This window comes from Brevibacterium sp. XM4083 (genome assembly GCF_006489205.2).
In the GTDB taxonomy this organism is placed as follows: domain Bacteria; phylum Actinomycetota; class Actinomycetes; order Actinomycetales; family Brevibacteriaceae; genus Brevibacterium.
In genome coordinates this window covers 482,293-497,445 of sequence record NZ_VFYR02000003.1, presented here as the reverse complement: position 1 = coordinate 497,445, position 15,153 = coordinate 482,293, and the positions used below count along the sequence as shown (strand labels likewise).

Annotated in this window: 11 protein-coding genes; 7 read left to right on the top strand and 4 right to left on the bottom strand. The window is 69.9% G+C overall.

What is annotated here, in order from left to right; genetic code table 11:
* Window positions 1–237: 237 nt before the first annotated feature.
* A complete protein-coding gene (locus FJ887_RS11560; protein ID WP_137824568.1) occupies window positions 238–1,632 on the top strand; it encodes an NAD-dependent succinate-semialdehyde dehydrogenase in 1,395 nt (464 codons plus the stop codon).
* Between the two features lie 137 nt (window positions 1,633–1,769).
* On the opposite strand, the gene FJ887_RS11555 is transcribed toward FJ887_RS11560, so the two are convergent.
* Entirely contained in the window at window positions 1,770–2,414 is a 645-nt protein-coding gene (locus tag FJ887_RS11555; RefSeq protein ID WP_171006967.1) for a ribonuclease FAU-1 family protein, read from the bottom strand.
* Between the two features lie 105 nt (window positions 2,415–2,519).
* Here FJ887_RS11555 and FJ887_RS11550 point away from each other — a divergent pair, with 105 nt between their 5' ends.
* The 6 genes from FJ887_RS11550 (at window position 2,520) to FJ887_RS11525 (ending at window position 11,229) form a co-directional block, all read left to right on the top strand.
* Complete coding sequence (locus tag FJ887_RS11550; RefSeq protein WP_137824566.1) at window positions 2,520–3,047, top strand: DUF2207 domain-containing protein; 528 nt, start codon at window positions 2,520–2,522, stop codon at window positions 3,045–3,047.
* A 33-nt stretch (window positions 3,048–3,080) separates the two neighbouring features.
* Window positions 3,081–4,661 carry a class I adenylate-forming enzyme family protein gene (locus FJ887_RS11545; protein WP_137824565.1) on the top strand — a complete coding sequence of 527 codons (1,581 nt, stop codon included), beginning with the start codon at window positions 3,081–3,083 and terminating at the stop codon, window positions 4,659–4,661.
* 10 nt (window positions 4,662–4,671) lie between these two features.
* Complete coding sequence (locus FJ887_RS11540) at window positions 4,672–5,943, top strand: beta-ketoacyl-[acyl-carrier-protein] synthase family protein (RefSeq protein WP_137824564.1); 1,272 nt, start codon at window positions 4,672–4,674, stop codon at window positions 5,941–5,943.
* 46 nt (window positions 5,944–5,989) lie between these two features.
* A complete protein-coding gene (locus tag FJ887_RS11535) occupies window positions 5,990–7,195 on the top strand; it encodes an acyl-CoA dehydrogenase family protein (RefSeq protein WP_137824563.1) in 1,206 nt (401 codons plus the stop codon).
* An 85-nt stretch (window positions 7,196–7,280) separates the two neighbouring features.
* Entirely contained in the window at window positions 7,281–9,350 is a 2,070-nt protein-coding gene (locus tag FJ887_RS11530) for a heavy metal translocating P-type ATPase (protein WP_140955396.1), read from the top strand.
* A gap of 190 nt (window positions 9,351–9,540) precedes the next feature.
* Window positions 9,541–11,229, top strand: a complete 1,689-nt coding sequence (locus FJ887_RS11525; RefSeq protein ID WP_137824561.1) for an ATP-binding cassette domain-containing protein — start codon at window positions 9,541–9,543, stop codon at window positions 11,227–11,229.
* 100 nt (window positions 11,230–11,329) lie between these two features.
* On the opposite strand, the gene FJ887_RS11520 is transcribed toward FJ887_RS11525, so the two are convergent.
* Genes FJ887_RS11520 through pdhA form a run of 3 tightly spaced genes read right to left on the bottom strand, consistent with a single transcriptional unit; the run spans window position 11,330 to window position 15,026 of the window.
* Window positions 11,330–12,817 carry a dihydrolipoamide acetyltransferase family protein gene (locus FJ887_RS11520; RefSeq protein WP_137824560.1) on the bottom strand — a complete coding sequence of 496 codons (1,488 nt, stop codon included), beginning with the start codon at window positions 12,815–12,817 and terminating at the stop codon, window positions 11,330–11,332.
* Complete coding sequence (locus FJ887_RS11515; RefSeq protein ID WP_212743278.1) at window positions 12,817–13,926, bottom strand: alpha-ketoacid dehydrogenase subunit beta; 1,110 nt, start codon at window positions 13,924–13,926, stop codon at window positions 12,817–12,819. Before FJ887_RS11515 ends, FJ887_RS11520 begins: the two co-directional genes overlap by 1 nt.
* Window positions 13,923–15,026, bottom strand: a complete 1,104-nt coding sequence (gene pdhA / locus FJ887_RS11510; protein ID WP_137824559.1) for a pyruvate dehydrogenase (acetyl-transferring) E1 component subunit alpha — start codon at window positions 15,024–15,026, stop codon at window positions 13,923–13,925. Before pdhA ends, FJ887_RS11515 begins: the two co-directional genes overlap by 4 nt.
* Window positions 15,027–15,153: the final 127 nt, after the last annotated feature.

Below are 15,153 nucleotides of genomic sequence, written 5' to 3'. Positions count from 1 at the left end.
CCGTAGTGCCGGTGTGCGGATTCCGTCGGGTCCGCCGCGAAATCCGCACAGCCTCGGTGAGGGCATGATGACCGTCCGAGCAGTGATGATTCGCCCAGGTTTCGCCACTTGTTGCTCAGGTCACGTGTTGATAGCGTGAGACGCAGGCATGCGCGATCCGTCGCCCCAGACGGTGCTGTGGCATGCAATCGCGTCATCGGAGCCCACCCAGGGCACCGCGAGTCAAAGGAGTCCGATATGAGCAATTCAGTCAGTGCCGCGACCGGCTACCGGGTCGAGAACCCCGCGACCGGCGAGATCATCGAGCGGTTCGACACCGCGACGGACGAGCAGATCGGCCAGGTCATCGACGACGCTGCCGAGGCCTACCTCTCCTGGCGTGAGAAGACCATCGAGGAGCGCGCCGCGATCGTCAACAAGGTCGCCGACCTCTTCGGGGAGCGCAAGGAGGAGCTCGCGAAGATCATCGCCGAGGAGATGGGCAAGCCGATCCCCGAAGGCGTCGAGGAGGCCGAGTTCTCCGAGGCGATCTTCAACTACTACGCCGACAACGGACCCGAGTTCTCCAAGGACGAGGAGATCAAGTCGTTCTCCGGCGGCAAGGCGTTCATCCAGCGCCGCCCGGTCGGCGTGCTGCTCGGCATCATGCCGTGGAACTTCCCGTACTACCAGGTGGCGCGCTTCGCTGCCCCGAACCTCGTGCTCGGCAACACGATCATCCTCAAGCACGCGGAGATCTGCCCCCGCTCGGCGGCGGCGATCCAGCAGATCATGGACGACGCCGGTGTGCCCAAGGGCGTCTACAACACCGTCTACGCCTCGCACGACCAGATCGAGACGATCATCGCCGACCGCCGTGTCCAGGGTGTGTCCCTGACCGGTTCGGAGCGGGCCGGTTCGATCGTCGGTGCGCTCGCCGGCAAGTACCTCAAGAAGGCCGTCCTCGAGCTCGGCGGTTCGGATCCCTACATCATCCTCGACACCGACAACCTCGACGAGGCGGTCGACACCGCGTGGGGAACCCGTCTCTACAACACCGGTCAGGTCTGCAACGCGAACAAGCGCATGATCGTCATGGACGACATCTACGACGACTTCGTCGCCGGTCTCACCGAGCGCGCGCAGAGCTCGCAGAAGTCGAACCCGTCCGATCCGATCGAAGGCGGATACTCGCCGCTGTCCTCGCGCGCTGCCGCGGAGAACCTGCGCAAGCAGCTCGACCGCGCCGTCGAGCAGGGTGCGACGCTCGTCGGCGGTGAACTCGCCGACGACGGTTCGGCCTACATCACCCCGGCCGTGCTCACCAACGTCACCGAGCAGATGGACGCTTACCGCGAGGAGCTCTTCGGCCCGGTCGCGACCGTCTACAAGGTCTCGAGCGACGACGACGCCCTCAACCTCGCCAACGACACGGACTTCGGCCTCGGCGGCGCCGTGTTCTCGAAGGACGAGGAGCGCGCCGCGAAGATCGCACAGCGCCTCGACGTCGGCATGTCGAACGTCAACACCCCGGCCGGTGAGGGCGCGGAGATCCCGTTCGGCGGCACCAAGCGCTCGGGCTTCGGCCGCGAGCTCGGTCCCTACGGCATGGACGAGTTCGTCAACAAGCGCATGTACTACGTCGCCGAGTGACCACCTGGTGAACTCAGCCTGATCGGTCGCGCACCGATCACCGCGCGGGCGTCGCGCCGGGTCCGGGAGTCATCCCAGGGCTCGGTGCGGCGCCCGCGTCGCTGTGCGCTGATCGCTCGCCGCCGGATCCGGCGGCGTCAGGTCTCGAATTCCCAGTCGGCATCGTGAGGCAGCGACGGCACGGGCCAGCTCGGATCGGGCTGGAACGATTCATAGCCCGAGCCGAAGGGGAACCGCCACTGCTCCACATCGGCCACCGCACGCTGAGCGGCCTCGCGGATCGACGTGACGTCGGCGGAGGAGAACAGCCCCGCTGCCTCGGCGAATTCGAGTTCGTCCTCGTCCTTGAACCGATGCGTGCCGTCCGCGGTGACCACGAGATCGAGGACGAGATCGGAGGTCGTGATGCCTGAGCCGTCGCGGGTGAACGGAGCCTCGATGTTGACGTAGTAGGAATCGCGTCGTCCCGACGCGCTCTCGAAGAACCACACGGAGTGCATCGTGTCGGGTTGGAACACCGCGAGGATTCCCTTGCCCACCCAGGACCGCACCGCCTGCGCCCGAGGAGCCGTGAATCGTGCGGATCCTTCGGCGCTGCGCAGCTCCGAACCGTCCGCGAGGACCTGATGGAGCACGCGCGTTCCGGGTGCCAGCCACACCGCCAGATGCCGCTCGTCGTCGGCGACGACCGTGACAGGACGCTGATCGACGAGATCAGGGAAATCGGGGTTGATATAGGTCCACAGGATCGCGTCCCCGCGGTGCCATCGTCGGTCATCCATGCCTCCCAGTATCGCCTCCGAGGTGGATGCATCGCCTCCGAGGCGGATCCCGCTCGACATCAGCCCTGAATTCTGCGCTCATCTCCACCCTTTAGACTGCGCACTATGACGGAGCAGTGGACATCACGGTGGCACATCACCGGCAACGGCCAGGTCATCCGACAGTGGTCGAACAGCACGGACGCAGGCGAACAGGTGTTCCGGCGGATTCCCGCCGACCGCCGCCCCGAACTCTCCGAGATCGTCGCCCTCGACGAGGAGCTCAGCCGCTTCGACACTGTGTGGAGCCGGGTGACGATGGTCTTCGTCTGGCTCGGCGCACTCGCGATCCTCGGTGTGATCTTCGGGCTCTTCGGCCTCCCGATGTACGGCGTCGCCGACTCGATCTCGCTGGCCGTCGGCGTCACCTCGGTGATCATCATCGTCCTCATCCCCATCGCCGCGATCTTCATCATGCGCGCCCTGCGCTCCCGCGTCACCCGGCTCTACGCCGAGGCGGGACTGACCGACCCGCTCGGGATGATCGTTCCGGCCCCCGACGCCGAGATCATGGTCGGCGCCCCGAAGACCGTCTCCACGGACCCGACACCGGCCAAGGCGCCGGACATGAGCGCGCGCAGCCAGGCGGCCTGACCGCCTCGAGCCGCACGACCGACGGAGGTCCCCGTGCCCATCACCGCGAGCATCCTCGAGACCGCGGCGTCCCATCCCGACCGTCCCGCGATCGTCGGCGGCGACGACCGGCTCACCTACGCCGAGCTCGTCGCGGACTCCCGGGCCGTCTTCGCCGCCGTCGACGCCCTCCATCGCGCCCAAAGCGCCCCGCCGACACCGGCCCCGGAGGCCGCGGGCGTGCCGATCACAGCCGTGAGCCACACCTCGGCGTTCCTCACCGCCCGCATCGTCGCCGGGCTCGCCGGCTTCCGCGCGGTCTCCGCGACGATCGACCCCCGCTGGCCGCTGAGCCACCAGGTCGGGATCATCCGGGCCACCGGCATCGGCGTCGTCATCAGCGACTCACCCGCCCTCGCCGAGGCGCTCGCCGCCTCCGCATGGACCGGCACCGTCATCTCCGCGACCGCCTTCGAGGCCGCCGTCGCCGCCCACCGGTCCGATCCCGACCTGACCGCCCCGCGCGTGCGCGCCCCCGCGGAGCCCTTCCTCATGCTCTTCTCGTCGGGCACGACGAGCAACCCGAAGGCGTTCATCAAGACCCGGGAGCAGTACCGGGCGAACGTCGCCGTCTCCGCCGCCCACCTCGAACCGCTGCCGGGCGTCGCGACGCTCGCGCCCGGACCCGTGTCCTACAGCCTCACCCTCTACGCCGTCATCGAGAGCCTCGCGACCGGCGGCAGCGTCCACGTCGCCGACGAGTTCGACCCCGCCGCGATGGGTCGGCGCATCGCCGAGGAGAACGTCACCCGGATCGTCGCGGTGCCGGCAATCGTTCGGGCGCTCGCCGAGGCGGCCGACCGCGACCCCGAGCGTTTCGCCGGTCTCGACCTCGTCGTCACCGGGGGAGCGAACCTGCCCGCAGTCATCCGCGACCGCCTCGGCGCCGTTCTTCCCGACACCCGTCTCATCAGCTATTACGGGGCCGCGGAGATCGGATTCATCGGAGACTCCCGCGCCGGCGACGGCACGTGGATCACGATCTATCCGACGATCGGCGCACAGATCCGCGACGACTCCGGTTCCCCCGTGCCCGACGGTGAGCTCGGGACGCTGTGGATCCTCGCCGCCGCATGCTCCGAGGGCTACGTCACCGGCACGAGCACCGAGGTCCTCCGCGGCCCCGACGGCTGGGCCACCGTCCATGATCAGGGGCGGATGGCCGGTGGTCTCCTCCAGCTCGCCGGACGGGCCGGGGACATCGCGGTCACCGGGGGACACAAGGTCTCCCTCCCCGAGGTCGAACGGGCGTACGGCACCGTGCCCCACCTCGGCGAGGTCGTCGCCATCGCCCTCCCCGATGCGAACCTCGGCACCGTCGTCGCCCTCGTCATCGAGGACGGCGGCGACCGGCCGACGCCGACGCAGGAGCCGGAGTCGGAGCCGGAGTCAGAGTCGATGGCGGGCCTCCCGGACAAGGCGGCTCTCCTCGCGCACGGGCGGACCCAGCTCGCACCGCAGTTCGTGCCGCGGCGGTTCTACGTCCTCGATCAGCTCCCGCGCACGGTCGGCGGGAAGATTCGACGCGCAGAAACCGTTGACCTCATCGTGAACGAACAGGGACGCAGACTGTGAGGCGGCGACCGTGAGCGGTGACCGCCGCGCCGTCATCACCGGCATGGGCGCGATCACCCCGAGCGGGCTCGACCCCGAGAGCCTCTGGGACGCGGTCCGCGCGGGACGGAGCGCGATCGACGTCCTCGTCGGCGAGGAGTTCGCCGACCTCGCCGTGCGCATCGGCGGGCAGATCACGGACTTCGACGCCGAGGCGGTCCTCCCGCGAGCGCTCGCCCGTCGTCTCAGCCCGGTCCAGCACTGGGCGATCGCCGCCGGCGACCAGGCGCTGGCGCAGGCCGGCATTCCCGACCCTGCCGCGGCGCTGCCGTGGGACCGCGAGCGCGTCGGCGTCATCGCCGCCACCGGATCCGGACCCGTCGATGCCATGCAGGCCGCCACCCGCGCCCTCGACGCGGCGGGCCCGCGCGGTGTCCCGCTCACCCTCGCCATCCACGGCGCCCCCGATTCCGCGGCCGCCCTGCTCAGTCAGCGCTTCGACCTCCGCGGACCCGCACAGGGCGTGTCGGCCACCTGCGCGTCCGGGGCGATCGGCCTCGGCGAGGCGATGCGGCGCATCCGCCACGGATACGCCGACGCGGTCCTCGTCGTCGGGATGGAGGACTGCCTCGGACCGGTCAACCTCGCCTCGAACGCCAACCTCCGGGCCCTCGCCGCCGGGTACGAGGACGATCCGCATGCGGCGAGCCGACCCTTCGACGCCGCCCGGAAGGGCTTCGTCATGAGCCACGGGGCTGCGGCGATCCTCCTCGAATCCGCTGACAGCGCGGCCGCCCGTGGTGCCGCGGTGCTCGCCGAGCTCGCCGGGTTCGGAGCCGCGAGCGACGCCCACCATCCGACGAACCCGCACCCCGAGGGCCGCGGTGCGGCAGCGGCGATGCGCGCGGCACTGACCGATGCCGGACTCGAACCGACCGACATCGACCACATCAACGCCCACGCCACCGGCACCCCGGCCGGCGACCGAGCCGAACTCGCCGCCTTCGACGCCGCCCTCGGCGAGACCGCCCGCACGATCCCGATCAGCGCGACGAAGTCGAGCACCGGCCACCTCCTCGGCGCCGCCGGAGTCGTCGAAGCGATCATCGCCGTGCACACGATGCGGGATCAGACTCTGCCGCCGACGCTCAACCTCGGCGACCCGGACGCCGAGGGCTGGGACATCGTCGCTGGTCAGGCGAGGTCAGTGGGTGACGAGTCGCCGATCGACACCGTGCTGTCGACCTCCTTCGGCTTCGGCGGCCACAACGGCGCGATCATCCTCGCCCGGATCACCCCGTGAGGACTCGCCCGGATCACAGCGTGACAACAGAGAACAAGGAGAGACGATGACCGATCGCGAAGCCCACATCACCGAACTCGGCGAGCGCTTCCTGCCCGCAGAGATGCTCGAGCGCTTCCGGGAGCGCGCAGCTGTCACCGACCGGGAGAACGGCTTCTTCGACGCGGACCTCGAGGAGCTCAAGTCCCGCGGCTACCTCACGCTCTTCGTCCCCGTCGCCCACGGGGGACCGGGGCTGAGCCTCTTCGAGGTCGCCCGACTCCAGCAGCGCCTCGCCTCGGCGGCCCCGGCGACCGCGCTCGCCGTCAACATGCACCTCATGACCACCGGCGTCGTCAAGGCCTTGGCCGATCGCGGCGACGATTCGCTGAACTGGGTGTTCGACGAGGCGATGGCCGGTGAGATCTTCGCGTTCGGGATCTCCGAACCCGGCAACGACTGGGTGCTCCAGGGTTCGCACACCGAGGCGGTCCCGACCCCCGACGGCGGCTACGAACTCACCGGGGTGAAGATCTTCACCTCGCTGTCACCCGTGTGGACCCGGCTCATCGTCCACGGCGCGATCACCCCGGTCGACGACGGCATCGCCGGCCCCGACGGCGACGAGCCGGCGGAGGGCGAACTCGTCTACGGGTTCATCGACCGCGACGCCCCGGGAATCACCGTGTCGGAGACGTGGGACGTCCTCGGCATGCGGGGCTCCCAGTCGCGGGCGACGATCCTCGACCGCGTGCCGATGCGCCCCGACCGCGTCTCGCGGGTCATCCCCGCCGGTCGTCACCCCGACCTGCTCACGTTCGCGATCACGAGCAACTTCCAGCTCCTCATCGCCGCCGTCTACGCCGGCATCGCCGCGCGCGCCCTCGAAGTCGGGGCGGCAGCGCTGAAGACGCGGAGATCGGCGAAGTCCGGGACGACGTTCGCCGAGGTCCCCGAAGCCCGCGCCCGCCTCGCCGACGCCCACCTCGACTCCCTCACGGTGCCCGCGATGATCGACGCGTACTCCCGCGACTTCGACGACCTCGTCGATCACGGCGCCGGCTGGCCTCTGCGCCTCGTCGGTGCGCGGATCAAGTCCGCCGAGGTGGCCCGCCGCACCGCGGAGGCCGCCCTGCTGAGCACGGGCGGCAGCGGCTTCGACAACAGCCACGAGGCCTCCCGGCTCTACCGTGACGCGACGGCCGGGCTCTTCCACCCGCCGAGCCCCGACGCCGCCCGCCCGATGTACGCCGCAGTGCTTCTCGACGACTGAGCGCTCCTCGGCGACTGAGCCCTTGGACGACTGGGAATTCCCGCAAACATATTGACATATAAATATACGTGCATACGATTGGGGTATGGACGAGAAGCGGAACGAGTCGGCAGCTGTCACAGCGACGAACGACCGGTCGCGTGCGAAACCCGGCGATGACGGGCACGGCCACGGTCGCCTCGGCGGGCCTGCCTGGGAGCTCGGGTTCGCGATCACCTCCGGTGTCACCTACATCGCCGGAGCGATCTTCGAGTACTTCGTCCCCGGCGCACCCCTGACCCAGATCGCCATCCCCCTCTTCCTCGCGACGTACTTCTTCGGCGGGTTCTTCACCTTCGCCACGGCGATCAACTCCGTGCGGCACGGCCGGTTCGAGGTCGACTTCCTCATGCTCGTCGCCGCGATCGGCGCGGCCAGCGTCGGCCGGTTCGCCGAAGGCGCTGTGCTCCTCTTCCTCTTCTCCCTCGGTCACGCCCTCGAGGAGTACGCGATGGGACGGGCCAAGCGCTCGATCGAAGCGCTCGCGGAGCTCGCCCCGGCCACCGCGCTCGTGCGCATCGGCGATGTCGTCGTGGAGCGGCCCACCGAGGACCTCGAGATCGGCGATGTCGTCGTCGTGCGCCCCCATGCCCGCATCCCCGCCGACGGCTTCGTCGCCGTCGGCAACTCGGCCGTCGACCAGTCGGCGATCACCGGCGAGAGCATCCCCGCGGAGAAGTCCCCGGTCACCGACCGCACCGAGGCTGTCGACAACCCTGGTCGCATCGACCCGGCCTCCCGGGTGTTCGCCGGCACGGTCAACGGCTCCGGCTCCCTCGACATCGTCGTCCTCGCCGTCTCCGCGGACTCGACGCTCTCCCGGGTCGTGACGATGGTCCGCGAAGCCGATGACACGAAGAGCGCGACCCAGCGCTTCATCGACCGGTTCCAGCGCTGGTACGTTCCCGCCGTCATCGCGATGGTCCTCATCGTCCTCGCCGTCGGCTGGTTCGTCCTCGACGAGACGTTCGCCGACAGCTTCTACCGGGCGATGCTCGTCCTCGTCGCAGCGAGCCCGTGCGCGCTCGCCATTGCCACTCCCGCCGCCGTCCTCTCCGGTGTCGCCCGCGCGGCCCGGGCGGGACTGCTCATCAAGGGCGGTGGACCCCTCGAGACGCTCGGGAAGGTGCGCTCGATCGCCTTCGACAAGACCGGCACGCTGACCTGGGGACTGCCCCGGCTCACCGACATCCGACCCGCCGCGGGTGTCGAGGCCGACGAGCTCTCCCGCGTCGCCCTCGCCCTCGAATCCTCCGTCGACCATCCCCTGGCCACGGCGATCGTCACCGGGCTCGACCCGCAGGTGCCGGCCGCCGACCGGCTCGAGGCCGGCGACGTCGAATCGGTCACCGGTCAGGGCGTGACCGCGACGATCGCCGGGCAGCGCGCCGAACTCGGCAGCCTGCGGATGTTCTCAGGCGATCTCACTCCGGAGATCGAGGACCTCGTCACGCAGCTGCAGAACGCGGGCCGGACGATCATGGTCGTCCGCTGGGGCGGCCGGTTCCTCGGGGCCCTCGGCGTCATGGACGCCCCGCGCGCCGAGGCGAAGGCCGTCATCAGCTCCCTGCGGACCTCCGGCGTCGATGAGCTCGTGATGATCTCCGGGGACAATCAGTGCGTTGCCGACGCGATCGGGTCCGAGGTCGGCGTCGACACCGCCGCCGGCGACCTCATGCCCGAGGACAAGGTGTCGACGATCCGCCGACTCTCCTCGCAGGGCGACACTGCGATGGTCGGCGACGGCGTCAACGACGCCCCGGCCATGGCGAACGCCTCGGTGGGGGTGGCGATGGGGGCCGCGAGCTCGGCCGTCGCGCTCGAGACCGCGGATGTCGCACTGATGAGCGACGACATCGGCAAGGTTCCGTTCCTCATCAGGCTGAGCCGGGCCTCCTCGGCGATCATCCGGCAGAACCTCATCGCCTCCCTCGTCATCGTCGCCTTCCTCGTCCCCGCGAGCCTGCTCGGGCTGCAGATGGGACCGGTCGTGTTCATCCATGAGGGATCGACGTTCCTCGTCGTCCTCAACGCTCTGCGGCTGCTGCGGTTCGGCAACGGCGACGAGCACTCGGGCATCGCCCACGAGAACCGCCCCGAGCCCGCCCGGGCGTGAGCGGGTCTGCTGACCGGGGCGAGCCGCTTGCTAGACTGGGTGCCATGATCGATTCGATGAAACTGTGGAACCGCCGCTGACGGCGGCGGGACCGGTCTTCTCAACCCTCTGATCTCTCGTTCGCCGTCCAGGCTGATCGCCGGGCGGCTCCATTGTGCTGTCCGGCTCCATGACGAGCTGAGAGACTGCAATGCCACTGACTTCACCATTTCGACACATCACCCTTCCCGCAGGCGCGGCCGCGCACATCCGCGCTGAGAACCTCACCGTCGACCGCGGCGGATGCTTGGTCCTCGACGGCGTCGACGTCACGCTCTCCGCCGGCTCCCGGCTGGCCATCGTCGGCGAGAACGGGCGCGGGAAGACGACCCTGCTCCACGTTCTCGCCGGTGCGCTCGTTCCCGACGCGGGGACGGTGACCCGCACCGGAACGCTCGCGCTCGTCGAGCAGGAGCTCGACGCCGTGGGGGAGCGGACTGTCGGCGACCTCATCGCCGAGTCCATCAGCGACGAACTCGCGGCACTGGCGGCGCTCGAGGAGACGACCGCGAGGCTGGCCGGCGGTGAGACCGGGGCCGAGGACGACTACGCCGCAGCCCTTGACCGTGCGACGGGCCTCGACGCGTGGGACGCCGAACGGCGCATCGACATCGCCCTTGCCGGGCTGCACGCGACGACGGACCGAACCCGCACTCTGGCCAGCCTCTCGGTCGGGCAGCGCTACCGTGTGCGCCTGGCCATGGTGCTCGGATCGACCACGGACCTGCTCCTCCTCGACGAACCGACGAACCACCTCGACGCCGCTGCCCTTGACTACCTGACGACCCGCCTGCGGGAGCATCCCGGCGGGATCGCAATCGTCAGCCACGACCGGGCCATGCTCCGCGACGTCGCCATGACGTTCCTCGACCTCGATCCCAGCCGGGACGGGCGGCCACGCACGTACGCCGGCGGCTATGCGGGGTGGGTCGACGGGGTGCGACGCGAGCGGGAGAGCTGGGAGCAGGACTATGCCGCCGAGGTGGCCGAGCACTCCCGTCTCACGCAGGCCGCCGAGGATGCCCGGGGGCGCCTCTCCACCGGGTGGCGACCGCCGAAGGGCACGGGCAAGCACCAGCGCGCGACGCGGGCAGCCGGAGTCGTCCAGGCCTTCAACCGGCGAGTCGAGGAGCTCGAGTCCCACCGGGTGACGGTGCCGCAACCCCCGCTGCGCCTGTCCTGGCCGGTGTCGCGGACGCGCCCCGGGTCACCGATCCTCAGCGCTGACGACATCACAGTCGAGCGGCGTCTGACTGCGCCGGTGTCGATCGCTGTCGACGGCGGCGATCGGCTCGTGCTCAGCGGTCCGAACGGGGCAGGCAAGTCGACGCTGCTCGCGGTGCTCGCCGGACTGGTCACCCCGAGCACCGGGGTGGTGTCGCGGCATCCTGAGGCGCGGATCGCACTGCTGACCCAGGAGCCACCCGACTGGGACGCGACGACGCCGGCGTTCCGCATCTACGCCGAACACGTCGAACACGTCGAACACGTCGAGCGGAGCGCACGGGAGAATGGTCGGGCACGCGCGCGAAACGACGATGGCGCGCCGTCGCTTACGAGTCTCGGCCTGCTCGACTCGGCAGCGGCCAGGACGCCGGTCGGACGTCTGTCCCAGGGGCAGCAGCGACGCCTCCAGCTCGCGCTGTGCCTGGCCGAGCAGCCCGATCTGCTCCTCCTCGACGAGCCGACGAACCATCTCTCCGCGTCGCTCGTCGACGATCTCACCGATGCCCTGGGCACGACCGCCTCGGCGATCGTCGTCGCCACGCATGACCGGCAGCTGCGCGCTGACCTCGCGACATGGCCGCAGCTCGCACTCGAGTCCTCAGGTTCGGCGTGAGCGACGAAGTTCCGGACGCGGAGTGTCGATCTCGGTGACCAGAATCGACACTCCGCGTCCGGAACTTCCGTCACGCGGCGGCGTGACGACCGCCGCTGGCTCAGACCTCCGGGAGGAGGGAGATCGGGTTCTCGATGCAGTCGGCGACGAAGGTGAGGAACTCGCTCGGCTCGGCACCGTCGCACGCACGATGGTCGAAGACGAAGCTGAGGAACATCACCTTGCGCACCGTGAGCTCGCCGTGTGAGACCCACGGCCGGTCCTTGATCCGACCGAGGCCGAGCATCGCGACCTCGGGGAGGTTGATGATCGGGGCGGACCCGTCGACGCCGAAGACGCCGTAGTTGTTGAGGGTGAACGTCCCGCCGGTCAGCTCCGAGGACGCGAACTTGCCGGTCGAGGCCTTGCCCACGGTCTCGCCGATCTCGTCGCGCAGCTGCCGCAGACTCATCTCCCCGGCCCCGTGGACGACGGGAACCATGAGTCCGCGCGGCGTCTGGGCTGCGAGCCCGAGGTTGATGTCGCCGTGGGTGACGATCTCGTTCGCGGCCGTGTCGATCGAGGAGTTGAGGATCGGATACTTCTTCAGCCCGGCGATGACGAAGCGGGCGACGAGGGCGAGCAGCGAGAACTTCTCGCCCGTGCGGGCCTCGAGGGCCTTCTTCGTCGTCAGCAGCTCGGTCGCGTCGACGTCGAGCCAGATCGTCGCCTCGGGAATCTCCCTCCGCGACTGGGAGAGCCGCTCGGACACGACCTTCCGCAGTCCCGTGATCGGAGTGCGGGTGTCGCGGTCCGTGCTCGGGATCGGGGTTCCCGTCGTGGCCGCGGTGTGCGGCTGGCCCGGCGCCGAGGTGGGCGTGGCCTGGCGCTCAGGAGTGCCCTGGAGGCCGTCCGCACCCTGTCGGTCGACGGCGGCGAGGACGTCTGCCCTGGTCACGACCCCGCCTGGGCCGGTTCCCGGCAGGTGCTTCGCGCTGATGCCATGATCCTTCGCGAGTTTGCGCACGATCGGCGAGGAGACGGGGGAGGTGGTGGCGGTGTCTGCCGGCTGCGCGGGAGCCGGGGTGGACGGCGCGGCCGGCTCAGCCGACTGGGCCGGTGTGCTCGGCGTCTCCGCCGGTGAGACGGGCGACTTCGCGCCGAATGAGCGCTTCTTGCCCGAGCGCGCCTTCGGCGCGGTCGTCCCGTAGCCGATGAGGTTCGCTCCTCCGCCTTCGATGCCGACGGGGTCGGCGTCGTCGGTGGGCAGTTCGTCCGCGGCGGCACCCGAATCGGCACCAGTGGAACCGGCACCGGCGGCATCGCCCGCGGGGGCAGCGTCAGTGGCCCCCGCCTCGGCGACGGAGAGCAGGGCCTGCCCGGCCTCGACGGTGTCACCGGCGTTCGCGTGGAGCGCGACGATCGTGCCCGCGAACGGGCACGGCAGTTCGACGACGCTCTTCGCGGACTCGACCTCGACGACCATCTGGTCGACGTGGACGGTGTCGCCGACGGCCACCTTCCAGCCGATGAGCTCCGCCTCGGTGAGGCCCTCGCCGAGGTCGGGGAGGATGAAGTCGCGTGCTCCGGTGGTCGAGACAGCACTCATCACAGCTCCCAATCCCAGGATTCGAGGGCGTCGAGGACGCGTTCGGCGGTCGGCAAGTAGTACTCCTCGAGCTTCGGGGACGGATAGGGCACGTCGAAGCCGGTGACCCGGAGGATCGGGGCGGCGAGGTACGTGAAGTTGCGTTCGGTGACCCGGGCGGCCACCTCGGCGCCGTAGCCGCCGAACTGGGCGGCCTCATGGATGACCGCGGCCCGTCCGGTCCGGCGGACGGAGGCGGACACGGTCTCGTCGTCGAACGGCGAGAGCGAGCGCAGGTCGATGACCTCGATGGACAGTCCGTGCTCGGCTCCCGCCTCGGCGGCCGAGAGGGCCGTGCGGACGGTGGGCCCGTACGCGAGGAGAGTGACGTCGCTGCCCTCGCGGACCACCTCGGCGCGGTTCATCGGAGCCGTCGTCACCGGCAGGCTGAGCGTGTCCTTCATCCAGTACCGGGACTTCGGCTCCATGAAGATGACGGGATCGTCGGAGGCGATCGACTCGCGCAGGAGCGAGTACGCGTCGGCCGGATTCGACGGGGTGACGACGGTGAGTCCCGGCGTCGACGTCCAGTACGCCTCGGAGGAGTCCGAGTGGTGCTCGACGCCGCCGATGTCACCGGCGTACGGGATGCGGATCGTGATCGGCAGGGTGACACGGCCCTTCGTCCGGTTCCGCATCTTCGCGATGTGGGAGACGATCTGCTCGAACGCGGGGTAGGCGTACGCGTCGAACTGCATCTCGATGACCGGGCGCATTCCCGCCATCGCCATGCCGACCGCGGTGCCGGCGATGCCCGACTCCGCGAGCGGGGAGTCCCACACGCGTTCGGGTCCGAATTCCTTCCGCAGGCCCTCCGTGACCCGGAAGACCCCGCCGAGGCGGCCGACGTCCTCGCCGTAGACGACGACGTTCTCGTCCTCGGCCAGGGCATCGCGCAGCGCCTGGTTGAGGGCCTTCGTCATCGTCACCGAGGCGGGGGCGGCGGTGGTCGCGGTCGTAGCGGTGTCTGTGTCTGTGGCCGTGTCCGCGGTCGCTGCGGTCGCCGTCGCTGCGGTCGCCGGCTCAGGGGTGTCGGCGGGCGCGGTGTCGGTCGTGGAGTCGACGCTCATGCCTCAGCCCCTGCGAGTTCGGCCTCGAGCTGGGCGCGCTGCTCGCTCAGGCTCGTGCGCTCGGTCCCGTAGACGAAGGCGAACAGCTCGGTCGGGTCGACCTCGGCCTCGGTGTTCATCGCCTCGCGCACCGAGGCGGCCAGCGTCTCGGCCTCGGCAGCGATCTCTGCGACGCGGTCGTCATCGAGGACGCCGCGGTCGCGGAGGAACGTCTCGAGGCGGTCGATCGGGTCGAACTGCTTCCAGTGCTCGACCTCCTCGGCGTCGCGGTACTTCGTCGGATCGTCGGAGTTCGTGTGCGACTCCATCCGGTACGTGAGGCATTCGATGAGGGTCGGCCCGTCGCCTTCGCGACCGCGTTCGAGGGCCGCGGAGACGGCGGCGAACACGGCGGCGACATCATTGCCGTCGACGCGGATGCCGGGCATCCCGTAACCGGCGGCGCGGTCGGCGAGCATCGTCGCGTTCGACTGCTCGCGCAGCGGGGTCGAGATCGCGTACTGATTGTTCTGGATGACGAAGACCGTCGGGGTCTGCCACACCGAGGCGAAGTTGAAGGCCTCATGGGTGTCGCCCTCACTGCTCGCACCATCGCCGAGGAACGTCAGCGTCGCCGCGTGACGGCCCTTGAGCTTCGAGGCCATCGCGAAGCCGGCGGCATGGAGGGTCTGCGTGGCCAGCGGCGTCGCCGCTGGTGAGGTGTGGTACTCCTGCGGGTCGAAGCCGCAGTGCCAGTCACCGCGGAAGGCGGCGAGGATCTCACTCACGGGCACGCCGCGGGTGAGCAGAGCCGCGGAGTCGCGGTACGTGGGGAACAGCCAGTCGTTCGGCGACAGCGCAGTCGTCGCGCCGACCTCGCACGCCTCCTGTCCCGCCGCCGACGGATACGTGGCGAGGCGTCCCTGCCTGGTCAGGTGGGTCACCTGCGCCTCGAACCGGCGGACGAGGACCATCTGCCGGTAGAGGCCGGTCAGGGTCCGATCGCTCGGGATCGTCAGTCCCTCGGTCGGGGTGTCGGTCGGTCGGCCGTCGGGGCCGATGAAGCTGATGGGCTGCAGCTGGGGAAGAGCGCGGCCTGTGGTGGGAACGTCGATGGTCATGACTTCATGATGACGTGACCGCGATCACCGATCCAGGCTCTCCAGACGGTCACGGACGGGGGTGCCGATCGTGTCGCGAACGGTGGACGAACTGCCCGAACGAGGCGGGGTGGAGGGGACGAATGGC